This window comes from Kitasatospora sp. NPDC098663 (assembly GCF_044760075.1).
Classification (GTDB): domain Bacteria; phylum Actinomycetota; class Actinomycetes; order Streptomycetales; family Streptomycetaceae; genus Kitasatospora.
On sequence record NZ_JBIWAP010000009.1, the window covers coordinates 1 to 25,819 of the forward strand.

At 75.4% G+C, this 25,819-nt stretch carries 9 protein-coding genes; 1 reads left to right on the plus strand and 8 read right to left on the minus strand.

What is annotated here, in order from left to right:
• The 8 genes from ACIQVZ_RS11795 to ACIQVZ_RS11830 all read right to left on the minus strand — a co-directional run.
• The coding region (locus ACIQVZ_RS11795) for an amino acid adenylation domain-containing protein (protein WP_402449081.1) at positions 1-5,601 on the minus strand (5,601 nt) is incomplete at its 3' end.
• Positions 5,598-18,026, minus strand: a complete 12,429-nt coding sequence (locus ACIQVZ_RS11800; protein WP_402449082.1) for an amino acid adenylation domain-containing protein — start codon at positions 18,024-18,026, stop codon at positions 5,598-5,600. The genes ACIQVZ_RS11800 and ACIQVZ_RS11795, both read right to left, overlap by 4 nt.
• A 177-nt stretch (positions 18,027-18,203) precedes the next feature.
• A complete protein-coding gene (locus ACIQVZ_RS11805; protein ID WP_350879187.1) occupies positions 18,204-19,196 on the minus strand; it encodes an ABC transporter substrate-binding protein in 993 nt (330 codons plus the stop codon).
• Between the two features lie 106 nt (positions 19,197-19,302).
• Complete coding sequence (locus tag ACIQVZ_RS11810) at positions 19,303-19,563, minus strand: phosphopantetheine-binding protein (protein WP_350879185.1); 261 nt, start codon at positions 19,561-19,563, stop codon at positions 19,303-19,305.
• Positions 19,564-19,619: 56 nt separating this feature from the next.
• Entirely contained in the window at positions 19,620-20,978 is a 1,359-nt protein-coding gene (locus ACIQVZ_RS11815; RefSeq protein WP_350879183.1) for a lysine N(6)-hydroxylase/L-ornithine N(5)-oxygenase family protein, read from the minus strand.
• Between the two features lie 213 nt (positions 20,979-21,191).
• The gene (argB, locus tag ACIQVZ_RS11820) at positions 21,192-22,151 is read right to left on the minus strand and encodes an acetylglutamate kinase (protein ID WP_402449085.1); all 960 of its coding nucleotides are present in this window, start codon (positions 22,149-22,151) and stop codon (positions 21,192-21,194) included.
• 288 nt (positions 22,152-22,439) lie between these two features.
• The gene (locus ACIQVZ_RS11825) at positions 22,440-23,333 is read right to left on the minus strand and encodes a siderophore-interacting protein (RefSeq protein WP_350879181.1); all 894 of its coding nucleotides are present in this window, start codon (positions 23,331-23,333) and stop codon (positions 22,440-22,442) included.
• Between the two features lie 144 nt (positions 23,334-23,477).
• The gene (locus ACIQVZ_RS11830; protein WP_402449088.1) at positions 23,478-24,983 is read right to left on the minus strand and encodes an MFS transporter; all 1,506 of its coding nucleotides are present in this window, start codon (positions 24,981-24,983) and stop codon (positions 23,478-23,480) included.
• A gap of 105 nt (positions 24,984-25,088) precedes the next feature.
• Here ACIQVZ_RS11830 and ACIQVZ_RS11835 point away from each other — a divergent pair, with 105 nt between their 5' ends.
• Positions 25,089-25,775, plus strand: a complete 687-nt coding sequence (locus tag ACIQVZ_RS11835; protein ID WP_402449090.1) for a TetR/AcrR family transcriptional regulator — start codon at positions 25,089-25,091, stop codon at positions 25,773-25,775.
• Positions 25,776-25,819: the final 44 nt, after the last annotated feature.

The following is a 25,819-nucleotide window of genomic DNA, read 5'->3' on the forward strand; positions in this document are numbered from 1 at the left end:
CACCCCGGGGGTGTCCCGCAACTTCGACCACAAGGTCTCCGCCACCGCCTCACCACCCAGCAGCACCAGCACCGGACGATGCCGACCCTCGTCCAGCAGACCGCACTCCACCAGCGCTTGGGCGTAGGAGGGCGTCACGTTGATGACGTCCACCACGTGCTCGGCGCAGTAGTCGGCCAGCTGCTGGGCGTCACGGCGCAGGGTCTCGTCGAGGACGTGCACCTCGTGCCCCTCGACCAGCCACAGCAACTCCTCCCACGACATGTCGAAGGAGAACGACACCGTGTGCGCGATCCGCAGCCGACGGCCACCGGCCGAGGCCACCACCGGATCGAAGATCTCCTGCCGGTGGTTCAACTGCATGTTCGTCAGACCCCGGTACGGCGTCACCACACCCTTCGGGCGACCCGTCGACCCCGAAGTGAAGATCACGTACGCCGCCGCGTCCGGGTCGTAGGAGGTCGCGTAGGGCTCGGCGGACAGGCCGGCCAGTTCCTCGCGGACGGTGTCGGCGTCGAGCAGGACGGTGTTGCCGTGATCCGGCACGTGGGCCGCGGCCGTCGTGTCGGTGACCAGGCAGACCGGGGCGGTGTCCTCGACCATGAACGCCAGGCGGTCCACCGGGTAGTCCAGCTCCAGCGGCAGGTACGCCGCACCCGTGCGCAGCACCGCGAACAACGACGCCACCATGTCCAGCGAACGCGGCAGACCCAGCGCCACCACCGTCTCCGGACCGGCACCCCGCGCCACGAACAACCGCGCCAACCGGTTCACCCGCGCGTCCAACTCCGCGTACGTCCACGACACGTCGCCCTGCACCAGCGCCACATCATCCGGCACCAGCACCGCACGCTCCGCCAACAGATCCGCCACCGACGCCTCCGGCAGCTCACGACCCGTCGCCGCCCACTCCCCCAACAACCCACGCTCACCCGACGTCAACACGTCGAGGGCGCGCACCGGCCGGTCGGGGTGGTCGACGATCTGGCCGAGCAGGGAGACCAGGCGCTCGGCGTGCTGCTCCACGACGGCCCGCTCGAACACGTCCGGGCGGAACTTCCACTCGAAGGAGAGCGCCTCGCCGGGGTTGGTGATGAAGATCAGCGGGAAGTGCGTGGCGTCGACGTCCACCACGTCCTGGACGCCGAGGCCCTCCCGGATGCGGTCACGCACGTCCTGGTCCGCGGGCGTGTTGCGGAGCACCTGGAGGGTGTCGAAGAGCCGGCCGAAGCCGGTGCCGCGCTGGATCTCCCCGAGGCCGGTCTGGTGGTGCGCCAGCAGCGCGGTCTGCTCCTCCTGGAGCCGGGTGAGGAAGGCGGCGGCACTCTCGGAGCCGTCCAGCCGGGTGCGCACCGGCACGGTGTTGAGGAACATGCCGATGGTGGCGTCGATGCCGGCCAGTTCGGCCGGGCGGCCGGAGACGGTCGCGCCGAAGACCACGTCCGCCCGGGCGGTCAGCCCGGACAGCAGCAGGCCCCAGGCACCGGAGAGCACGGTGTTGAGGGTCAGGCCGCGCTCCCGGGCGAAGGCCGCGATCCGGGCGGTCAGCTCGGCGGAGATCTCCGCGGTGACCTCCTGCGGCAGCAGCGCGGCCCGCTCCCGGGCCTGCGGCGCGAGCAGGGTGGGCTCCGCCAGACCGGCCAGGGCCGACTGCCAGGCCGCCTTGCCCTGCTCGGTGTCCTGGGCGACCAGCCAGCGCAGGAAGTCGCGGTAGGGCAGGCCGAGTTCGGGGGCCGGCTGCCCGGCGCAGTGCGCCAGCAGCTCCTGGAGGAACAGCCCGGACGACCAACCGTCCCACAGCAGCGCGTGGTTGGTGATCACGATGCGCTGGCCGCCGTCCGGGGCCAGCACGGACACCAGGCGCAGCAGCGGCGGGGCGGCCAGGTCGAAGCGGGTGCCGGCCTCGCGCTCGGTCAGCCGGGCCAGCTCGGCCTCGAACTCCTCGGCGGTGAGCGCCGAGAGGTCGGTCTCGGTGAGCGGCACGTCGACGGCGCGCGGCACGAACTGCAAGGGGCGGCCGGGGCCGTCCTGGAGGAATCCGGCCCGCAGGTTCGGGTGGCGCTCCAGCACCGCGGTGACGGCGGCGCGCAGGGCGTCCAGCGGTATCCGGCGGGTCAGCGTCACCACGTCGCGGGAGGTGTAGACGTCCAGGGCCTGGTCGTCGTACCCCGCCTCGAACAGCAGGCCCTCCTGGAGCGGGGAGACCGGCCAGATCTCCTCGATGTCCAGCCCGGGCGCCACCGCCCGAACGGCGGCGGCCTCGGCCTCGGAGGCGGTCGGCAGTTCGGGCAGCTCGGGGGCCTCGGCGGCGGCCTCGCGGCCGTCGGCGAGGGCGGCCAGGGCGGCGGGGGTGCGCCGTTCGAAGACGTCGCGCGGGCTGAGCGACAGGCCCTCGGCCCGGGCGGCGCCGATCAGGCGGATGGAGGAGATGCTGTCGCCGCCGAGGCGGAAGAAGTCGTCCTCGGCACCGGTCGCGGGCAGGCCCAGGACCTCGGCGTACAGCTCGCACAGCAGCCGCTCGGTCTCCGTCTCGGCCTCGCGGCCGGCCGACACCCCGGTGTAGTCGAGGGCGTCGTCGGGCAGGGCCTTGCGGTCGAGCTTGCCGTTGACGGTCAGCGGCAGCGCGTCCAGCACGGCGAACGCCGAGGGGACCATGTACTCGGGCAGGCGGTCGGCCACGGCCCGGTGCAGGGCCTCGGTGTCCAGGCTCGCGCCCGGGGCGGGCACCAGGTAGGCGACCACCCGGTCGACGGCGCCGCGGCGCACCAGCACGGCGCTGTGCGCCACGCCGGGCTGCTCGCCGAGCAGGGCCTCGATCTCGCCGAGCTCGATCCGGTAGCCGCGGACCTTGACCTGGTCGTCCACCCGGCCGAGGTAGTCGATGGTGCCGTCGGCGCGGCGCCGGACCAGGTCGCCGGTGCGGTACATCCGCTCGCCCGGCTCGCCGAACGGGTCCGCGACGAACCGCTCGGCGGTCAGGCCGGGCCGGTCCAGGTAGCCGCGGGCCAGCTGCACACCGGCCAGGTACAGCTCGCCGGGGGCGCCTGCGGGCACGTGCCGCAGCAGGGCGTCCAGGACGTAGGCACGGCCGCCGGCCAGCGGGCGCCCCACGCTCGGGGTGTCGCTGTCGGCGAGGTCGGCGAGCAGGGCGTCGACGGTGAACTCGGTCGGGCCGTAGTAGTTGAGGACGGTCACCCCGGACTCGGCCCGCAGCCTGGTCCAGAGCGGCTCGGGCAGCGCCTCGCCGCCGAGCAGCAGGACCGGCGGGCGGTGCTCACCGGCCAGCAGGCCCGAGTCGAGCAGCTGCTGGGCGTAGCTGGGGGTGACGTCCAGGGCGTGGACGCGCTGCGCGCGGGTGTAGGCGACGACCGCCTCGGCGTCGCGCCGGTCCTCCTCGCCGAGGATGTGCAGCTCATGGCCGCCGACCAGCCAGATCAGCTGCTCCCACGAGGAGTCGAAGGAGAACGAGGCGGTGTGCAGGGCCCGCAGCCGGAACAGCCCGGCGGCGGCCAGGGCGGCGGCGAAGGGGCCGTGCAGGTGGTCATGGGTCAGGTTGGCGAGGCCCCGGTGGGTGACGACGACGCCCTTGGGGCGCCCGGTGGACCCGGAGGTGTGGATGATGTAGGCGGCCTGGTCCGGGTGGACGGGGCCGCCACGCTCGGTGTCGCCGACCGGGCCGTCCGGCAGGGCGGCGAGTGCGGCCGCGGTCTCCGGGGCGTCGAGCAGCAGGACGGTCGTGCCGGGCAGTTCGGGCAGCCGGCGGGCGACGGCCGTGGTGGTCAGCAGCACGGCCGGGCGGGCGTCGTCGAGCAGCAGGGCGAGCCGCTCGTCCGGGTGGTCGAGGTCGAGCGGCAGGTAGGCGCCGCCGGAGCGGAGCACCGCGAGGATCGCGGTGACGGTCTCGGTGGAGCGGGGCAGGGCGATCGCCGCGACGCGGTCGGCGCCGAGGCCCCGGCACAGCAGGAGGCGGGTCAGCCGGTCGGCGGCGGCGTCCAGCCCGCCGAAGGTCTCGGTCGCCGGGGCGCCGGTGAGGGTCGGGCCGACCAGAGCGAGGGCGGCGGGCGTGCGGCCGGCCTGGGCGGCGAACAGGTCGGCGACGGTGCCGGCCGGCACCTCGTGCACCGGGCCGGACAGGGTCGCGGGCAGGGCGGCGCGCTCGGCCGGGTCCAGCAGGTCCAGCCGGGCCAGCGGGGTGTCCGGGTCGGCGGCGAAGGCGGCCAGCAGCGCCACGAAGCGGTCGGCCAGGCCCTCGGCCTCGGCCGCGGTGAAGAGGTCGGGCCGGTACTCGAGTTCGACGCGCAGTTCGGTGCCGGGCAGCACGGTGAGGCCGAGCGGGTAGTGGGTGGCGTCGCGGGCGCCGAGCCCGGTGACGGCGAGGCCGTCGGCGGTGCCGAGGGTCTCGCGCAGGGCGTCGCCGCCGCCCTGGTAGTTCTCCACCACGAGGAGGGTGTCGAAGAGGTCGCCCTGGACGGCGCTGCGGCGCTGGATCGCGCCGAGGCCGAGGTGCTGGTGGGCCATCAGCCCGGCCTGCTCGTGCTGGACCGCGGCGGCGGTGGCGGCCAGGGTGGCGCCGGGGGCGAGCCGGACCCGGACCGGGACGGTGTTGATGAACAGGCCGACCATGGACTCGGCGCCGGGGAGGTCGTCGGGGCGGCCGGAGACGGTGGTGCCGAAGACCACGTCGGCGGTGCCGGTGAGCGAGCCGACCAGGACGCCCCAGAGGGTGTGGGCGACGTTGCCGAGCGTCAGACCGCGGCCGCGCGCGGCCGCGGCGATGCGCTCGGACAGCTCGGGGGCGGCGTACCGGGTGACCAGTCCGGACTCCGCGGCCGTGGCGGCGGTGGCGCCGGGGGCCACCGGACGGGCCTCCTCGAAGCCCTCCAGGGCCCGCGTCCACGCCTGCTCGGCGGCGGTGGTGTCCCGGGTGGCGAGCAGGGCGAGGTGGTCCTTGTACGGGCGGGCCGCCGGGAGCACCGAGGCGTCGCCGGAGGAGCCGTAGAGGGCGAGCAGCTCGCGGAAGACGATCGGCATCGACCAGCCGTCGAGCAGCAGGTGGTGGCAGGTCAGGACCAGGCGGGCACGGCCCTCGCCGAGGCGGAGCAGGGCCAGCCGCAGCAGCGGCGGGGCGTCGAGGTCGAAGCGGCGGTGCCAGTCCTCGTCCATGGCCGCGGTGACGGCGGCGTCCTGGGCCCCGCCGGTGAGCGCCGTCAGGTCGACCTCGCGCAGCGGGGTGTCCACGGTGCGCTGGACGAACTGGACGACGGCCTCGGGGTCCTCGTACCAGAAGCCGGCCCGCAGGTTGGCGTGCCGGGCGAGCAGGGCGTCCAGGGCGGCGGCGAGGCGCGCGGTGGCGATCGGGCCGGCCAGGTCCAGGTGCGACTGGACGACGTAGACGTCGCGGGCCCGGTCGTCGTAGAGGGCGTGGAAGAGCAGGCCCTCCTGGAGGGAGGAGAGCGGGTACACGTCCTCCAGGTCCGCCGCGGTCGCGGCCTGCGGGTCGTCGATCGGGGCGGTGGAGTCGTTCATCACGGTCTTCTCGGTCCTGGGGTCGGTGGGGAGGTGGTGGTCGGTCGGGACGGGCGGCGGCGCCTCGGGGTTCACCGGCGGCGCCGGCCGCGCAGTCGGGACTCCAGCCGGTCGATCTGGGCCTGCTTCAGCGAGACGAGGCTGAGGTCGGAGGGGGTGATCCCGCCCGCCGCGCCGCCGGCCGTGTGCCGGGCGAGGGCGTCCAGGGCGGCGAACCAGGCGTCGGCGAGCCGGGTGACCTCCGCCTCGGTGAGCAGGGCCTGCGGCCAGCTCCACTCGACGGCCAGTTCGGGCCGTCCGTCGGCGCCGGGGCGCACCACCGCGTCGATCTCCAGCGGGTAGCCGGCGGCCATCGACGGGTCGGGCGCGGCCCCGGCCGCGACCGCGGCCCGCTCGGCCTGCGGGGCGAGCGGCCAGCCGCCGAGCGTGCCGCCCGTCCCGCCGGTGCGGCCCCGGTAGTTGAAGAGCAGCTGCGAGCGGGGCGCGGCGGCCAGCAGCGGCGCGGTCTGCGCGTTGAGGTGGCGCAGCAGTCCGAAGCCGAGGCCCTTGTCGGGGGCGGCCCGCAGCTGCTCCTTGACCTGCTTGAGGACCTGGCCGGCGGCCGGGCCGCCGGTGAGCGCGGCGGCGGGGTCGAGCCCGGCGAGGTCGAGCCGGACGGGGTGGACGGTGGTGAACCAGCCGACGGTGCCCGCGAGGTCGGGGGCGGATCCGCCGTGGCCGCCGCGGCCGTGCCCCTCCAGGTCGATCTGGAGGGCCGGGGCCGCGTCCGGGTGGGCGGTGGCCACGCCGAGCGCCAGACCGGCGAGCAGCACGTCGTCGACGCCGGCCCCGAAGGCCTTGGGCACGTCGGTGAGCAGCGGGGCGGTGCGCTCCGCCGGGAGCGTGCGGCGCAGGGTGCGCACGGTCGCGACGGTGTCGCGCCCCGGGTCGGCGGCGAGCCCGGCGAGCGGTCCGGGCGGCCCCGCCAGCGCGGTGCGCCAGTGGGCGGTCTCGGCCGTCCGGGCGCGTTCCTGGGCGTGCGTCAGCAGGTGCTCGGACCAGGCGCGCAGGCCGTACGCCTCGGGTTCGAGAGCGGGCCTGCCGCCGCCCGCCAGGGCCTGGTAGGCGGCGGCGAGGTTGGGCAGCAGGGTGCGCCAGGAGACGCCGTCCACGGCGAGGTGGTGCACGGTCAGCAGCAGTCGGCCGTCCCGGGCGTCGCCGGTGTCGAACCAGACGGCGCGCAGCACGCGCCCGGCGGCGGGGTCGAGCGCGGCGGCGCTCGCGTCGGCCTCGCGGGTCAGCGCCGCGGTGAGGTCGCCGCCGCCCCGGGCGTCGACCCTGCGCAGGGTGTCCGCCTCGGTGGCGGCGGGGGCCTGGTCGGCCGGGAGGATCTCCTGGGTCCACAGGCCGTCGGTCCGGTCCAGGCGCAGGCGCAGGGCCGGGTGGTGGGCGGCCAGGGCGGCCAGGGCCGCGCGCAGCGGCTCCTCCCGCAGACCGGCCGGGACGGCGAGCAGCACCGACTGGTTGAAGCGGTCGACGGGGCCGCCGCGTTCGCGCAGCCAGTGCACCACCGGCAGGGCGGGCAGCTCGCCGTCCGCGCCGCGCGCGGCGGCGGGGGCCTGCGCGGCGGCGGGGGCGGCGCTCGCCAGCCCCTTGGCCTCGGCCAGGGCGGCCGGCGTCGGGTGCTGGAAGACGTCCTTGGCGGCGAGGTCGAATCCGGCCTTGCGGGCGCGGCTGATCAGCTGGATCGAGACGATGCTGTCGCCGCCGAGGGCGAAGAAGTTCTCGTCCTCGCCGACCTCGGCCAGGCCGAGCACCTCGGCGAACACCCGGGCGAGGGCCGCGGCCGGGGAGGAGCCGACGGCCGACGGGGCGGCCGGTGCGGTGTGGCGGCCGGGTGCCGGCAGGGCCTTGCGGTCGAGCTTGCCGTTGACGCTCAGCGGCAGCGCGTCCAGGACGGTCAGCACGGCGGGCACCATGTGCTCGGGCAGGACGGCGGCGACGGCCGCGCGCACGCCCTCGGGCGCCACACCCGCCCCGGCCTGCGGGACGACGTAGCCGAGCAGTTGGCGGGCGCCGCCCTCGGTGAGGGCGCGGGCGGTGACGGCCGCCTGGGCGACGCCGGGCACGGCGGCGAGGGCAGCCTCGATCTCGCCGAGCTCGATGCGGAAGCCGCGGACCTTGACCTGGTCGTCGGTGCGGCCCAGGTACTCGATCTCGCCGTCGATGCGGCGGCGCACCAGGTCGCCGGTGCGGTACATGCGCTCGCCGCCGGTGCCGAACGGGTCGGCGACGAAGCGGCCGGCGGTCAGGCCGGGGCGGCCGAGGTAGCCGCGGGCCAGCTGGACACCGGCCAGGTAGAGCTCGCCGGGCACGCCGACCGGGACGGGCCTCAGCCGGGCGTCGAGCACGTGCAGGCGGGTGTTCCAGACCGGGCGGCCGATCGGGACGACGCCGGAGCCGGCCCACGCCCGGTGGTAGGTGACGTCGACGGCGGCCTCGGTGGGGCCGTAGAGGTTGTGCAGCTCGATCTGCGGCCACCGGGCGAGGAAGCGGTCCACGGCGGCGGCGGGCAGGGCCTCGCCGGAGCAGAAGACCCGGTTCACGCCCGCGAAGGACTGCCCGACGGTCGCGTCCTGCTCGGCGGCGCCGGTGAAGGCGGTGAGCATCGAGGGCACGAAGTGGCAGGCGGTGACGGCCTCCCGGGCGGCCAGGGCGGCCAGGTACTCCGGCTCGCGGTGGCCGCCGGGGCGGGCCAGCACCACGCGGGCGCCGCTGACCAGCGGCAGGAAGAACTCCCAGACGGACACGTCGAAGCTGGCCGGCGTCTTCTGCAGGATGCGGTCGGCCGCGGTGATCCCGTAGACCTCGCGCATCCAGTCGAGCCGGTTGACGATCGCCCGGTGGGTGACCACGACGCCCTTGGGGCGCCCGGTGGAGCCGGAGGTGAAGATGACGTACGCGGCGTGGTCGGCGTCCGGGGCGGTGGGCGTCACGGGCGCCGGCGCCTGGGCGTCGACGGTGAGCACCGGCACGCCGGGCACGGCGGGCAGGGCGGCCTCCAGGCCGGGCGCGGTGAGCACGCACACCGGGGCGGCGTCCTCGACCATGCCGGTCAGGCGCTCGGGCGGGTACTCGGTGTCCAGCGGCAGGTAGGCGGCGCCGGACTTGAGGACGGCGAGCAGGGCGACCATCAGCTCGGCCGAGCGCGGGACGGCGACGGCGACGATCCGGTCCGGCCCGGCCCCGGCGACGGCCAGCGCCCCGGCGAGCCGCGCGGCGCGCTCGTCCAGCTCGCGGTAGGTCAGCGTGGTGCCTTCGAAGACCACGGCGACCGCGTCGGGGGTGGCGGCGGTGCGTTCGGCGATCCGGTCGAGCAGGGTGCCCTCGCGCACCGCGATGGCGGTGGCGTTCCACTCCCCCGCCAGGCCGCGGCGTTCCTGCGCGGCGGTCGGCTCGATCCGGCCGACCGGCTGCCCGGGGGCTGCGAAGGCCTGCTCCATGACGCGCAGCAGGCGGGCGCCGAACAGCCGCGCGGTGGCACGGTCGAAGAGGTCCTCGGCGTGGATGACCGTCAGGTCGGTGAACGCGCCGTCGGCGGACTCCACGAACGTGAACGCGAGGTCGAAGCGGGCCGCGTGGACGGGGTCGGGCAGCAGGGCGGTGCGGGCGCCGAGCAGCCGGTCCAGGCCGTCGGCCTCCCGGCGGTGCTGGACCATCACCTGGAACAGCGGGTGGCGGCCGAGCGAGCGCTCGGGGTTGACGATCTCCACCAGCCGGTCGAACGGCAGGTCCTGGTGGGCCAGCGCGCCGAGCACGCTCTCCCGGGAGCGGGCGACGAGCGCGTCGAAGGACGGGTCGCCGGACAGGTCGTGCCGCAGGACGAGGGTGTTGACGAAGAAGCCGACCACGGACTCCAGCACCTCGTCGGCGCGGCCCGCGACGGGCGTGCCGAGCGCGACGTCGGTGGTGCCGGCCAGCTTGCCGAGCAGCAGCGCGGCGGCGGCCTGAGTGACCATGAACGGCGTGGCCCCGGTGCGCCGGGCGTAGTCGCGCAGCGCGGTGTGCAGTTCCTCGGGCAACCGCAGCCGCACGGCGCCGCCGCGGCCGCTGGCCTCGGCCGGGCGGGCCCGGTCGGTGGGCAGCGTCAGCTCGGCGGGCAGGCCGGCCAGCCGCTCGGTCCAGTAGCGGGTCTGGTCCGCGGCCGGCAGCCCGGCCTGCCACAGTGCGTGGTCGGCGTACTGCAGCGGCAGCGGGGCGAACTGCGGGGCCCGGCCGGCGCGTCGCGCGGCGTAGGCGAGGTCGAGGTCGCGCAGCAGCACGCCCTCGGACCACTCGTCGCCGGCGATGTGGTGCAGCGCGATGCTGAGCACGTGCCGGGCGGGCCCGGCGGTCAGCAGGGTGGCCCGCACCGGTATCTCGGTGCCCAGGTCGAAGGCGTACGCGCCCGCGGCGGCGGTCTCCACGTCCAGCCGGCGCCCGGGGACCTCGGTGACGGTGAACGGCGTTCCGGCCGTCTGCGGGTCGAGGATGTGCTGGTACGGGCGCCCGTCGTGGTCGGGGAAGACGGTGCGCAGCGCCTCGTGCCGTGCCAGCACGTCGCCGAAGGCGGCCCGCAGGGCGTCCACGTCCAGCTCGCCGTCGATCCGCAGCGCGCAGGGGATGGTGTAGGCGGTGCTGGGGCCCTGGAGGCGGTACAGGAACCAGAGCCGGGCCTGGGCCGCGGACAGCGGGATCCGTTCGGGGCGCGGCCCGGCGGCCGGTGCGGTGCGGGCGTCGTCCCCACCGTCCAGGCGGGTGGCGAAGGCGGCGGCCGTACGGGTCTCGAACAGGTCGCGGATGGCGACGTCCGTGCCGAGGGCGGCGCGCAGCCGGCCGATCACCCGGGTGGCGAGCAGCGAGTGGCCGCCGAGCAGGAAGAAGTCGTCGTCGACGCCGACCGCGGGCAGGCCGAGCACGTCGGCGTAGACGCCGCAGATCACGGCCTCCCGCTCGGTGCGCGGGGCGCGCCCGGCGGGGGCGGCGTAGGCGTCGGCCTCGGGCTCGGGCAGGGCCTGCCGGTCCAGCTTGCCGTTGACGTTCAGCGGCAGGGCGGCCAGCGGGACGATCGCGGCCGGGACGAAGTACTCGGGCAGGGTGTCGGCGAGCGCCTTGCGCAGGACGGCGGGGTCGGCGACGGCGCCGGGGGCCGCGACGACGTAGCCGACCAGGCGCTTGACGCCGCCGGCGCCCGTGCGGGCCAGCACGGCCGCCTGCGCGATGCCGGGCTGCGCGGCGAGCGCGGCCTCGACCTCGCCGGGTTCGACGCGGAAGCCGCGGATCTTCACCTGGTCGTCGTCGCGGCCCAGGTAGTCGAGGCTGCCGTCGGCGCGGTGGCGCACCAGGTCGCCGGTGCGGTACATGCGCTCGCCGGGTGCGCCGAACGGGTCGGCGACGAAGCGGCTCGCGGTGAGCGCGGGCCGGTTGCCGTAGCCGCGGGCCAGGCCCGGGCCGGCGATGTACAGCTCGCCCGCGACCCCGGCCGGGACGGGCCGCAGCCGGGCGTCCAGCACGTAGACCCGGGTGTTGCCGATCGGGCGGCCGACGAACGGGGTGGGGCTCTCGTCCAGGGCGGCGCCGAGGGTGTCGACGGTGTACTCGGTGGGGCCGTAGAAGTTGTGGCCGAGCACGCCCTCGGTCTCCCGGATCCGGGCCCACAGGGCGTCGCCGACGGCCTCGCCGCCGACCAGGAAGAGCAGCGGGCGGTGCTGCTCGGAGTCCAGCAGGCCCCACTCGACGAGTTGCTGGCCGAAGGACGGGGTGACGTCCAGGGTGTCGATGCGGTCGGCGAGCAGCCGCCCGACCAGGGCTTGCGGGTCGCGGCGCAGGTCCTCGCCGTAGACGTGCAGTTCGTGGCCGCGGATCAGCCAGAGCAGCTGTTCCCAGGAGGAGTCGAAGGAGAACGAGGCGGTGTGCGCGGCGCGCAGGCGCCGTCCGCCGGCGAGCGCGACGGCCCGGGCGAACACGGTGTTGCCGTGGTGCTCCAGCATGTTGGCCAGGCCGCGGTGCGGCACCTGCACGCCCTTGGGGCGGCCGGTGGAGCCGGAGGTGTGGATGACGTACGCGAGGTCGTCGGGGTGCGGGCGCGCCGGTTCGGCGTCGAGCGTGCCGAGTTCGGCGAGGGTGACGACGCCCTGCCCGTGGGTGGCGAGCACCGGGTGGCGCTCGGTCACCTCGGGCGTGGTCAGGGTGAGCAGCGGATCGGCGTCCTCCAGCATGAGCGCGATCCGCTCGTCCGGGTGGTCGAGGTCGATCGGCAGGTAGGCGGCGCCGGAGGCGAGGACGCCGAGCAGGGCGGCGACCAGGTCGGCGGAGCGCGGCAGGGCCAGTGCCACGACCCGGCCCGGGCCGGCGCCGAGCGCGGCGAGGTGGCGGGCGGTGCGGGTGACGCGCTCGGCGAGCTCGTCGTAGCGGAGCCGCTGGTCGCCGTGGACGACGGCGGTCTGCTCGGGCGTCTCGGCCGCGCGGGCCGTGAAGGCGTCGACGACGGTGCCCTCGGGCACGGCCCGGGCGGTGGCGTTCCACTCCTCCAGGACGGTGCGGCGCTCGGCCGGGGAGAGGATCTCCAGCGCGCCGACCGTGGTGTCCGGGGTGGTGGCGATCGCGGTGAGCAGCCGCAGCAGCCGCTCGCCGACGGCGCCGGCCTGTTCGGCGGTGAACACGTCGGGGCGGTACTCCACCGTCAGCTGCGGTGCCTCGCCGGGCAGGGTGAGCACGGTGAGCGGGTAGTGGGTGGCGCCGCGGTTGCCGATCCCGGCGACGCGCAGGCCTCGGGAGGTGAGGTGCTCGGGGTCGACGGGATAGTTCTCGAAGACCAGCAGGGTGTCGAAGAGGGTGCCGTGGCCTGCCTGGGCCTGGATGTCGGCGAGGCCGAGGTACTGGTGGTCGAGCAGGGCGGACTGCTGGGTCTGGAGGCGGACCAGTGCCTCGCCCACCGGCTCGTCGTCGCGGGGGTCGAAGCGCACCGGGACGGTGTTGCTGAACAGGCCGACCATGGACTCCACGCCCGGCAGGTCGCCGGGGCGGCCGGAGACGGTGGCGCCGAAGACGACGTCGCTCCGGCCGGTGAGGCGGCCGAGCAGGATCGCCCAGGCGCCCTGCACCAGGGTGTTGAGGGTCAGGCCGTGCTCGCGGGCGGTCGCGGTCAGCGCGGCGGACAGCTCGGCCGGGATCGGCAGGTCGATCTCGCTGCCGGCGGCGGCCGGCCCGGCGGCGGGGGCGCCGAGGCCGTCGGCGAGCAGGGTCGGCCCGGCGAGGCCGGCCAGCGCCTGCCGCCAGGCCGCGGCGTCGGCGTCGGCGTCGCGGGCGGCCAGCCAGCCGAGGTGGTCGGCGTACGGGGCGGCGGCGGGCAGGGCGTCCGCGCTTCCGCCCGCGCCGTAGGCGGTGATGAGCTCGCGCAGCAGCACGGGCGTGGACCAGCCGTCCATCACGATGTGGTGGCGGGTCAGCAGCAGGCGGTGGTGCTCCGGGCCGAGCGCGATCAGGGCGCAGCGCACCAGCGGCGGCCGGGCCAGGTCGAAGCGGCGGGAGGCCTCGGAGTCCTCGATGCGGGAGGTCTCGGCGTCCTGCCGGTCGGCGGGCAGCGCGGTGAGGTCGTGTTCGGTCCACGGGACGCGGACCCGGCCGGCGACCAGTTGGAGCGGCTCGCCGGAGCCCGCGCCCGGGAAGCCGGCGCGCAGCGCGGTGTGCCGGTTGACGACCTCGTCGACGGCCCGCACCAGGGCGGTGGTGTCGAGCGGGCCCCGCAGGTCGAGGGAGGTGAGCGAGGTGTAGAGGTCGTCGGCGCCCTGCTCGTCCTGGAGGAGGGCGTGGAAGAGCAGGCCGTCCTGGAGCGGGGAGAGCGGCAGGACGTCGCGGGTGTCGGGGTGGTCGGCGGCGATGCGGTCGAGGGCCGCCTGGGTGACCGGGACCAGCGGCACGTCGGAGGGCGTCAGGCCGCCGGCGTCGGGACGGGCGGCGTAGCGGGTGAGGGCGTCCAGGTGGGCGAACCAGTCCTCGGCGATGCCGCGGACCGTGCTCTCGCCGAACACGCCCTGGGGCCAGGAGAGCTGGACGGTCAGCTCGGGGCCGTCGGCGCCGTCGTGGACGAAGGCGCCGATCTCCAGCGCGTGGGCGCAGGGCAGGCCCGCGTCGGCGGAGGCGGTGATGGCGTCCCCGGCCTCCGGGGCGACGGCCCACTCCTCACCGGTGGTGGCGAAGCGGCCGAGGTAGTTGAAGAGCAGTTGGGGCTCGGCGAGGTCGGCGAGCGCGGTCGCCGAGGCCGGGTCAAGGCGGCGCAGCAGGCCGTAGCCGGAGCCGGCGTTGGGCAGGGCGCGCAGTTGCTCCTTGACCAGGGCGAGGGCGCGGCCGGCGGCCGGGCCGCCTGCGAGGGCGGCCTCGGGGTCGATGCCGGTCAGGTCGAGGCGGGCGGGGAACTCGCTGGTGAGCCAGCCGACGGTGCGGGCGGTGTCGGCGCCGGGCACGAGCACGTCCTCGCGGCCGTGGCCCTCCAGGCGGATCAGCAGGTCGGGGCGGGCGTCGGCGCCCAGGCGCGCCCGGCGCCGGGCGAGCAGGGCGAGGGTCAGCGCGGTGAGGAGGACGTGGTCGACCCCGGCCCGGTGGGTGGCGGGGACGGCGCCGAGCAGCGGCGCGGTGCGCTCGGCCGGCAGGGTCAGCCGCAGGCGGCGGGTGGTGGCGGCGGTGTCGCGGACGGCGTCCAGCGGGCGCTCGCCCAGGAGCGGTCCGCTGCCGTCGGCCAGCACGGCCTGCCAGAGCGGGAGTTCGGCGCGGACGCGGTCGCCGGTGGCGGCCTCGGCGAGTCCGGTGGTCCAGGCGCGCAGCGGCGTGCCGACCGGCTCCAGGGCCCGGCCCTGGTAGGCGGCGTGCAGGTCGGGCAGCAGGATGCGCCAGGAGACGCCGTCGACGGCGAGGTGGTGCGCGGCGAGGACGAGCAGGCCGGGGGCGTCGGCCCCCGCGTCCAGGTGCACGGCCTGGAGGACGACGCCGAGTTCGGGGTCGAGGCGGTCGGCGGCGGCCTCGCGCTCGATGGCGGCGGCGGTGGCCAGTTCGTCGGGGGCGACCCGCAGGTGGCGCAGCCGGTCGACGGCGGGCGCGGAGCCGGCCGGGCGGACCTCCTGGGTCCAGCCGCCGTCCTCGGCGACGTGCAGGCGCAGGCGCAGCGCGTCGTGGTGGTCGGTCAGGGTGTCCAGGGCGGCCGCGAGGCGCTGCGGGTCGAGGCCGGCCGGCACGGTGACGACGGTGTGCTGGCCGAACCGGGCGACGGGCCCGCCGCGCTCGCGCAGCCACTCGCTGATCGGGGTGGTGGGCAGGGCGCCGACGGCCTCGACGGCGGGCCGGTCGGCCGGGCCGTCGGTGGCGGTCTCGGCGACCGAGGCGATCCGGGCGACCGTGCGCTTGTCGAACACCACGCGCGGGGTGATCCGGAATCCGGCGCGCCTGGCCCGGCTGCCGAGCTGGATCGCGGAGATGCTGTCGCCGCCGAGTGAGAAGAAGTTGTCGTCGACGCCGACCTGGTCGCCGGGCAGGCCGAGGACCTCGGCGACGAGCGCGGCCAGGATCTGCTCCGCGTCGGTGCGCGGGGCGCCGCCGCCGTCGGTGCGCCCGGACGCCGGGGCGGGCAGGGCCTTGCGGTCGAGCTTGCCGTTGAGGCTCAGCGGCAGGGCGTCGAGGCCGACCAGGACGGCCGGGACCATGTGTTCGGGCAGGGTGCGGGCGAGTTCGGCGCGCAGCGCCTCGGGGTCGGCGGGTGCGGGCACGACGTAGCCGACGAGCTGGCGGGCGCCGCCGGCGGTCAGTTCGCGGGCCGTCACGGCCGCCTGGACGGTGCCGGGCAGGGCCTCCAGGGCGGCCTCGATCTCACCGAGCTCGATGCGGAAGCCTCGGACCTTGACCTGGTCGTCGGTGCGGCCCAGGTACTCCACGGTGCCGTCGGGAGCCCAGCGGACCAGGTCGCCGGTGCGGTACATCCGCTCGCCGCCGGCGCCGAACGGGTCGGCGACGAAGCGGCCGGCGGTCAGGCCGGGGCGGCCGAGGTAGCCGCGGGCCAGCTGGACACCGGCCAGGTAGAGCTCGCCGGGCACGCCGACCGGGACGGGCCTCAGCCGGGCGTCGAGCACGTGCAGGCGGGTGTTCCAGACCGGGCGGCCGATCGGGACGACGCCGGAGCCGGCCCACGCCCGGTGGTAGGTGACGTCGACGGCGGCCTCGGTGGGGCCGTAGAGGTTGTGCAGGGGGACGCCGGGGAGGGCGGCGTACCACCGGTCGACGACGTCGCCGGGCAGGGCCTCGCCGGAGCAGAAGGCGCGCCGCAGCCCGGCGCACCGCTCGGCGGCCGAGGGCTCCTCCAGGAAGGCGCGCAGCATGGAGGGCACGAAGTGCAGGGTGGTGACGCGCTGTTCGGCGATCAGCGCGGCGAGGTAGGCGGGGTCCTTGTGCCCCTCGGGCCGGGCGAAGACGACGGCGGCGCCCTCGCACAGCGCCCAGAAGAACTCCCAGACCGAGACGTCGAAGCTGGCCGGGGTCTTCTGCAGGACGCGGTCCTGCGCGTCCAGCCGGTAGGCGTGCTGCATCCAGGCGAGCCGGTTGACGATGGCCCGGTGGGTGACCACGACGCCCTTGGGGCGCCCGGTGGAGCCGGAGGTGAAGATGACGTACGCGGCGTGCTCGGGCGAGGGCGCGGGCAGCGGTGTCGTGGCGTCGCCGTCGGCGGCCGCCTCGGTGGTGAGGGCGAGGGCCCGGGCGGCCTCGGGCAGGCGGTCGAGCAGCGCCGGGACGGTGAGGACGCGCACCGGGGCGGCGTCCTCCACCATGAGGGCCAGGCGGTCGGCCGGGTAGTCGGCGTCCAGCGGCAGGTAGGCGGCGCCGGACTTGAGGACGGCGAGCAGGGCGACCATCAGCTCGGCCGAGCGCGGGACGGCGACGGCGACGATCCGGCCCGGCCCGGCCCCGGCGGCGACCAGGGTGCGGGCCAACGCGTCGGAGCGGGCGGCGAGTTCGGCGTAGCTGAGGGTGCGGTCCTCGGCGACCACGGCGACCGCGTCCGGGGTGGCGGCGGCGCGCTCGGCGATCCGGCTCACCAGGGTGCCCTCGCGGACCTCGCGGGCGGTGTCGTTCCAGCGCCGGAGGTCCTGGACCTCCTGGTCGGAGAGCAGCGGCAGCGTGCCAAGCGGGCGGTCGGGCTCGGCGGCCAGGCGGGCCAGCAGCGCGGCGAACCGGTCGGCGTGGCGGGCGAGTTCGTCGGCGCCGTAGAGCAGGGGGTTGGCGTCGAGCTCCAGCACCAGGCGGTTGTCGGGGGTCTTCACCACCGACAGCGCGAGGTCGTCCACCGGTCCGGAGGCGAGGTTCACGGGGGCGCCGGGCAGGCCCGCGAAGTCGAGGTCGAGGTCGAACGGCTTGATGTTGAGCATCGGCCCGTACAGTCGTCCGTCGGTGCCGACCAGGCCGAGGTCGCGGCGGATCTCCTCGCCGCGGTGGAGCTGGTGGCGGCGGACGGCCTTGAGTTCGTCGGCGGACCGGCGCAGCAGGGCGTCGAAGGTGTCCGTGCCGGTGACGGGCAGCCGCACGGGCAGGATGTTGACGGCCATGCCCGGGACGCGCAGGGCGCCCGGGGCGGTGCGCGCCATGACGTGCAGGCCGAGGACGGCGTCGGTGGTGCCGGTCATCCGGTGGAGGTAGGCGGCGAACGCGGCGTTCGCCGCCTCCGCCCACGTCGCCTTGGCGGCCCGCGCGGCGGCGAGGACCGTCGCGCTCTGCGCGGCCGTCAGCTCGGCCCGATGGCGCAGGGCGGCGGGGGCGGCCGCGGCGGTGTGCTCGGTGAGGCCGAGGACGGCCGGGCGGTCCGCGAAGCGCTCGGTCCAGTAGGCGCGGTCGGCCCCGGCCTGCTCGGAGGCGAGGTAGTCGCGTTCGGCCGCGGCGAGCAGGGCGGTGGGGCGGAACGGGCTGTCGGGGACGTCCGTCGCGGTGGCGAGCGCGGTGTAGACCTCGGCGACGCGGCGGCTGAACAGGGCCACGGAGTAGCCGTCGATGACGAGGTGGTGGAACCACTGGAACCACAGGTGGTCGTCCGGGCCGACCCGGACCAGCAGCGAGCCGGTGAGCGGGCCGGCGTCCGGGCCCTCCAGGAGGGTGGGGACGGCCAGTTGCTCGCGGACCAGGGCCACCGCGGCGGCGACCGGGTCGGTGGCGCCGCTGGTGTCGAGGCGCGGCAGGCCCCAGGCGTCGGCGTCGAAGCGGCCGGGCAGTGCGACGGTGCGGCCACCGTGCTCGGCGAGCCGCAGGTGCAGGCCGTCGGCCTCGGCGAGGGTGCGACGCAGCGCGCCCTCCAGGAGGGCCTCGTCGAGGGCCCCGGTGATGCGCACGTACTGCCCGACGTTGTAGGCCGGGTTGTCCGGGTCGATCCGTTGCGCGGCGAGGATTCCCGCCTGGGCCGCCGTCAGCTCCTGGGGAGCGTCCTGCTCGGCCTGCGTGGTCGTCGTGCCAGCCATGGGTCGACCCTTCCCGGTTCCGCCGCCCCGCCGGCCGTGCCGGCCCGGGGTGCTCGTGCGCTCGGTGCGATGAGGTGGTGTCCGCGTCCGGGCGGGCGCACGAGGTGCGGCCGCCCGGACGCGGTGGGGCCGGAGGCCCGTGACGCTGCGGGGCCCGGAGGCCCTTGACGCTGTGGGCTAGAGGCCCTTGAGGATGGTCTCGATCTGGTCGAGGACGTTGATCGAGGTGCCGTACCGGTCGGTGGTGGCGTAGGTGACCGGGATGACCTTGCCGGCCTGGACGGCCTTGAGGTTCTTCCAGGACGGCTGCTGCTGCAGGTCCTTGGTGTCCTGCGGGACCTCGCCGGTGGCGGCCGCCTTGGGGACCAGGATGATGTCGGCGTCGGAGAGCACGTCCAGCTTCTCGACGGAGTACGTGACCTCGTGGTCCTTGGTGTCCGAGGAGGCCTTCGAGAAGGTGGCACCCGCGTCGCTCAGGACGCGGCCGACCCAGGAGGTGCTGGTGTCGACGAGGAACTCGCCGCCGCCGTAGGAGGAGGCGATGGTCCACTTGACGTTGTTGAGCTTGCCCGCGTAGTCGGCCTTGATCTTGGCGGCCTTGGCGTCGTAGTCGGACTTCAGCTTCTTGAACTCCGCCTCCTTGCCGACGGCGGTGGCGATCTTCTCCTGGGCGTTCAGCAGGTCGACCGGCTTGTCGACGCCGAAGTACAGGGTCGGGGCGACGCCTTCCAGCTTCTTGACGCCCCAGTCGAAGGCGGTGGCGCCCTCGACGATGATCAGGTCGGGCTTGAGCGAGGCGACCTTCTCGATGTTGATCTCGATGCCGGAGCCGATCGGCTCGATCTTCTTGGCCGCCTCGGTCTGCGAGGGCAGCAGCTCCATCGGGTTGTTGTCGTCGATGGTGCTGGTGCCGACGGGCTGCACGCCGAGGTCGAGCAGGGCGCCGGTGGCGTAGGAGACGCTGACGATGCGCTTGACGCCGGCCGGGACGGTGATCTTGCCGTTGGTGGCCTCGACCACGACCGGGCCCGACGCGGCGGAGGCCCCGTTCGAGGAGTCCGCGGCGTCCTTGCTCCCACCGTTGGAGCCGCAGGCCGCGAGGGTGAGGGCGGCGGTCGCGGCGACGGCGGCGAGCCTGACGCTGCGGGTCGTCAGGGCACGGGTGTTCATGGTTCTCCTTGGGTGCTGCATGGTGCGCGGCGGGTCCGCCGGGTGCGGGTTCGGGGCCGCCCGGGAGCGGGGAACGGCGGGACGCCGTAACGGGATTCGGGGCTGATCAGGGGCGGCTGAGGTAGGCCGACCAGGAGGCGACGGTCGGCGAGGTGCCGAGGTCGGCCAGGTCGGCGAACTCGGCGCGGGCGCCGCGGGCCCGCCAGATCTCGACGAGGTGCATCAGACGCATCGAGTCGAGGCCGAGTTCGCGCAGGTCGTCCTCGTCGGAGACGTCCTCGGGACGCTCGCCGAGGATGTCGGCGACGTCTGCCCGGACGGCGTCCGGGTCGAAGCCGGTGCGGTCGGCCGCGGGGTCGGTGCTCATGCGAGGACTCCGTTCGTTTTCGGGGGGTTTCGGGTCGGCGGGGGCTAGTAGCCGGTTCAGCCGGCCACGCCGAGGCGGCCGTTCTGCGCCCTCAGCTGCTCGCCGGTGCGGCGGAGGAGGAGCGAGTCGCAGATCTCGCCGGAACGGACGGCGAGGGTGGAGAGCAGCGAGGAGGTGATCCCGTGGGTGTGCTCGGTGCCGCCCTGGAGGTAGATCCCCACGCCGACGTGGTCCTCGGTCAGCACCCGGTGGTCGCGGTCGATCCTCAGCCGGCCGGAGGCGTCGGTGAGGCAGGCGGGGGCGAGGGCGCCCAGCAGTTCGCGCGGGTCGACGTGGGCGTAGCCGGTGGCGAGGACGACGGCGTCGCAGTCGAGCACCTGATCCTGGCCGGTGGTCAGGGAGGCGATCGTCGCGGTGACGCCGTCCGCCTCGTGGCCGACGCCGGTCAGACGGTTGGCGTTGAGGATCCGCAGGCGCTCCCGGCCGGCGACCTTCTCCTGGTACACCGTGCGGTAGAGCTGCTCTATCAGGTCGCCGTCGACGACCGAGTAGTTGGTGTTCGCGTGGTAGTCGAGCAGGGTCCGCTTGGCGTCCTCGGAGGCCGCGTAGAACTCGTCCACGGCGGACGGGTCGAAGATCCGGTTGGCGAACGGGCTGTCGTCCGCCGGGCTGTAGCCGTAGCGGGTGAGGACGGCGCAGATCTCCGCGTCGGGGAAGGTGCGGTGCAGGTACTCGACGGTCTCCGCGGCGGACTGGCCGGCACCGACGACGGCGATGCGGCGGTGGCGCAGCGGCCGGCCGGCCAGCTCGGGGGCCTTGGTCAGCAGGTCGCGGGTGTGCCAGACGCGCTCGCCGAGGGTGACTCCGGCGGGCAGGCGCGGGGTCAGGCCGGTGCCCACCGCGATGTTGCGGGCCCGGCGGACCTCGCGGTCACCGCCGGCGACCGCCTCGGAGACGACCTCGACGCTGTCGATCCGGCCGTCCGACTCCACCGGGCGGACCGCGGTGACCTTGCGGCCGTATCCGGTCTGGCCGGCGAACTCCGCGGCGCACCACTCGAAGTAGTCGTGGAACTCCAGCCGGGTGGGGTAGAAGCTCTTCAGGTTGATGAAGTCGACCAGGCGGCCGCGCTCCTGGAGGTAGGACAGGAAGGTGAAGCGGCTGCGCGGGTCACGCAGGGTGACCAGGTCCTTGAGGAAGGACACCTGCATCGTGGCGCCGTCGAGCAGCATGCCCCGGTGCCAGCCGAATCGTTCCTGCTTCTCCAGGAACCGGACCCGCAGGGCCTGTTCGGCACTCCGGCGATTGTGGTCGTCGATCGCGATGGCGAGGGCGAGGTTGGCGGGGCCGAAGCCTATGCCGACCAGGTCGTCGACGCTCGCACCTTCGTGGATGGCCTCGTTCTCGCGCGACATGACTTGTCCTTCCGTCCATCTGCTGGTCGTTCACAACCCGGGGACCCGGCTCGCAACCCCGGAGCAATTACCGGATCACTTTGGTTAGGCTTGCCTAAGTTTTCTTACGGAAGGTGACGTAGTCAAGTTCAGGCGTGGCGAGCCCCCTCCCCCGCACAGCGCGGCGACCTGCCCGAACGGGCCCGGCAACGCCCCCCGCCGCGCCACCGGCCGTCACCTCAGGGCGAGTTCACCCGACGACCGGCCGCGTGCCCCGTCGCGCGGACCGGAGGGCGACGGCACGATCTCCGTGCCCGGGGCCCCGGCACCGAAGGCCCGCACGAGGGCGTACGGAGTCCGTCCGTCCAGCACCCGGACCGCGCGCACCCCGGCCCTCAGGGCCGCCAGACAGGCCCCCATCTTCGGCGCCATCCCGCCCGCGAGACCGGGCATCATCGCCGTCAACTCCTCGGATCCCAGACGGGGGATCACTTCGCCCTCCGGCGGCCAGGAGCGGTAGAGCCCGGGCACGTCGGTCAGCATCAGGAGGACGTCCGCCCGCAGCGCACCCGCCACCGCGGCGGCGGCCGTGTCCGCGTTGACGTTGTAGACCTCGCCGTCCGGCCCCGGCGCCACCGAGGACACCACCGGGACCCGGCAGTCGCCGACCAGGGACTCCAGCAGAGCGGGGCGCACCGACGCGACGTCACCGACGAGGCCGATGTCCACCTGCTCGCCCGCCACGTCGGCGAAACGTTTCACCGCGGTCATCGTGCCCGCGTCCTCCCCCGTCAGTCCGACGGCGAACGGCCCGTGGGCGTTGATCAGCCCGACCAGTTCACGCTGGACCTGTCCGGCGAGCACCATCCGTACGACGTTCATCGCCTCGGGCGTGGTGACCCGCAGCCCGCCGACGAAGGAGGACGCCAGCCCCAGCCGGCTCAGCTGCGCACCGATCTGCGGGCCACCACCGTGGACCACGACCGGACGCAGACCCGCGTAGCGCAGGAACACCACGTCCCGGGCGAAGGCCGCCTTGAGCCGGTCGTCGACCATGGCGTTGCCACCGAACTTGACCACCACGACGGCGCCCTGGAAGCGGCGCAGGTCGGAGAGGCAGGAGGCGAGGTCCGGGGGGTACCGGTCCGCCAGGATCCGTTCCGCGCCGAAAGCAGCCGAGCTCTCTTCGCCCACCAGTGCCCCGCATCCGTGATCCGACCCCATGCGGCGCCGGTCGCACCACAGCCCACTGGACCCGCTCGGCACCCGGCTCGAAATCGCGTCCGCTCCCACCAGGGAATTTAGGCAAGGGTTACCTTACATTGCTCCCCTGATGCCGTCACCATCCCTCGGCGCCCGGCCCGCCGACCTCCCCGCCGCACCGCCCCGCCGGCCCGGGCCCGGTGGCGCCGCGGACACTGCCGGGAGGTCAGGGCCGGGCCGCCCCGCGCCCGGTGACGAGCGGCCACCAGGCCGGCCGGATCAGTCCTCCGGGCCCTCCTCGGCCCGCTGGTCCTCGCTGCGCCCGGACCGCCAGTAGCCCATGAAGCAGACGGCGCGCCGGTCGATCCCCCGCTCGCCGACCAGGTGGCGGCGCAGTTCCCGCACCGCGGCCGCCTCTCCGGCGATCCAGGCGTACGGCTCGCCGGCCGGCAGGTCGGCGACGCGCACGGCCCCGGTGAGCCCGGGTCCGCCGGCGCTCCGGTGCAGCCACACGGTCTCGACGCCCGGCCGTCCGGTCGGCAGATACTTCTCCTCCTCCACCCCCTCCACCTCGGCGAAGACCCGGACCGGCAGTCCGGCGGGAAGCGCCTCCAGGACGGCGGCCATGGCCGGCAGCGCCGACTCGTCCCCGACCAGCAGGACCCAGTCGGCGGCGTCCGGGAGGTCGAACTCGACGCCGCCGGCCTGCTCCACCGCCGGGCCGCAGACCACCACCCGGTCGCCGGGGGCGGCCGCGGCCGCCCAGCGGGATCCGGGGCCCGCGTCGCCGTGGACGGCGATGTCGATGTCGATCTCGTCGGGATCGCGACGCTGCTCGCGGACGGTGTAGGTGCGCAGCACCGGGCGCTCGTCCGGGGACATCCCCCGCCAGCTGTGGTACCAGCCGAAGTCGCCCTCGCCGGGCGGGATCACCGGCTCGGCCTGGCCGGGGAGCGGTAGCAGCAGCTTGACCCTCTGGTCGAGGCCGCCGTTGACGAAGCCCGCGAGGCTCTCGCCGACGAGCGTGATCCGGACCATGTGCGGAGTGAGCGTCTCGGTGCGGGCGACCCTCAGCGGGAAGAGCGCGTAACGCACGGGAGCGGTGACGGAGGACAGGGTGGGCTCCTTCCAACAGGCGGCCGGGCACCACGGCCGCGCCGTTCGGTACGCCATCAGCACGCCACAATTGAGGTTAGGCTAACCTAATATGCCGGGCGGGGGTATCCCCACCGGCCAGGCCGGTCCGATCGATCGCCGGACGGGGCGGGGAGACGCGCCGCCGGTTCGCCGACGCGTCTCCGGTGCACGGTCGTGCCGTCAGCGCGCCGACGCGTCTCCGGTCGCCGCCGCCTTCGGCGCGGGGCCCGGGACGAAGAGCACCGCGATCAACGCGGCCACGGCCAACAGCACCGCGGTGACGACGAACGCCCGGTCGTAGCCGGCCGCGAGCGCCTCCAGCGGGGCCCGGCCCTCCTCCGCCGCGTTCCGGGTCGCCGCCACGGCGAGCGAGGAGAGCACGGCCAGGCCGATGCTGCCGCCGCACTGGCGCCCGGCGTTGAGCAGCCCGCTGACCAGGCCGGCCTCGCGCCGGGCGACCCCCGAGGTGCCCATCGCGGTGTTGGCGACCATGCAGATTCCGACACCCGCGCTGGTGACCACGGACGGCCCGACGAACGCGGTCAGATAACCCGAGTCGACGCCGAGGTCGCTGAACCACAGCATCCCCAGGCCCGCCAGCAGCAGCCCGCCGGTGAGCGTGGCCCGCCCACCGAACCGGGCGCCGAGCCGGCCGGCCGCCATGCTGCCCGCCATCACCCCGGCGCAGAAGGGCAGGAAGGCGGCACCGGCCGCCAGCGGCCCGTAGTGGAGGACGTTCTGGAGGTGCAGCGAGCAGAAGTAGAAGCCGACCAGCATCGCCGCCCCGATCAGCGTGACGATCACCGTCGCGGACCACGCCGTCCGCGCCCGCAGCACCCCGAGCCGGACGATCGGCGCGGACGCGAAGCGGGCCTCCCAGCCGAGGAAGGCGAGGCCCAGCAGCACGGCGGCGCCGAGGGTGACGAGGGTGCGGGTCGAGCCCCACGGGTGCCGGCCGGTCTCCATCAGCCCGTAGACGAGCACGCTCATCGCGCCCGTGCCGAGCACCGCGCCGACCACGTCCAGCCTCCCGCCGGGTACCGGCCGGGCGATGGCGACCGAGCGCAGGGCCAGCACGACGGCCAGCAGCACCAGCGGGGCGTTCACGAAGAACACCCAGCGCCAGTCGAGCAGGTCGGTGAGCACCCCGCCGAGCAGGACTCCGATCGCGCTGCCCGCGGCCGTCACCATCGACCAGACCCCCAGGGCCCGGGCCCGGGCGGCCCCCTCCGCGAAGGTGACCATGATGAGGGTCAGGCTGATCGGCGCGAGGAGGGCGCTGGCGACGCCCTGCCCGGCCCGGGCGGCGATCAGTTGAGCGGGGGTCTGCGCGAACCCGCCGAGTACGGAGGCGACCCCGAACAGGGCCAGGCCGGCGAGCAGCGCCCGGCGGTGACCGGCCAGGTCGGCCACCCGTCCGCCCAGCAGGAGCAGCCCGCCGAAGGCGAGCGCGTAGGCGTTGACGATCCAGGCGAGCGCGCTGTCCCCGAAGCCCAGGGACTGACCCATGGCGGGCAGCGCGATGTTCACGATGCTGGCGTCGAGCGTGACGATCAGCTGGCACAGGCACGCGGTGGCGAGCACGAGGCCGGCGCGCGGGCCGGAAGGGGCGCGCCGACCGTGCGCGGACGGGGCCGACGCCGCGGGCGCGCCGGTCGAGGGTGAGGGCAGGGCTGGGCCGGGCACGGCCACCTCCAATGATGCGAACGTTGTTCGCGTAAGGTAAGCCTAAGTTGACCTCGACGGCAACCGCGCAGGTCGCGGGCCGACCGGGCGTGGCAGGATGGCGCAATGGCAGACCGGACGGCAGAGCAGCACACCACCGCCGAGCGCGGCCGCTACGGCCCCCGGCGCCAACGCCCCGGGCTCACCACCGGGTCGGTCGTCGCGGCCGCGCACCGGGTGATCGAGCGCGACGGGATCGACGCCCTCACCATGCGCGCCGTGGCCGCCGAACTCGGCACCGCCGCCGCCTCGCTGTACCGGCACGTCGCCGACCGCGACAGCCTGCTGCTCGCCGTACTGGAGGAGGTCGCCGCCGGCCTGCCGGTGGCCGTCCCCGGCGCCTCCCCGGCCGCCCGGCTGCTCCGCCGCCTCCTCGACGCGCACGACTTCATGGCCGGCCACGCCTGGGTGCCGCACATCCTCATCCGCGGCGAACTCGTCGCCGAGAACGCGCTGCCCTTCAGCGACGCCTGCCTCGCCGACCTGATGGCCGCCGGCCTGCCGCCCGCGCGCGCGGCGGCCGCCTTCCGCTCCTGCTGGCAGCTCGTGCTCGGCGAGCTCCTCTCCGAACACCTCGTCAGCCCGCCGCGCCAGCCCAACCAGCGGGCCGCGGCCATCGCCGCCGCCGATCCGCAGACCCTCCCCGCCCTGACCCGCGCGCGGGCCGAGGCCCCGTACCGCGGTCCGGGCGCCCACTGCCGGGAACTGCGCACCGCGCTCGAGGCGCTGATCGGCGGCCTGGTCGCGGACTGACGTCGAACGGTGCGCCGGGGGCTGACGGACCCCCGGCGCACCGG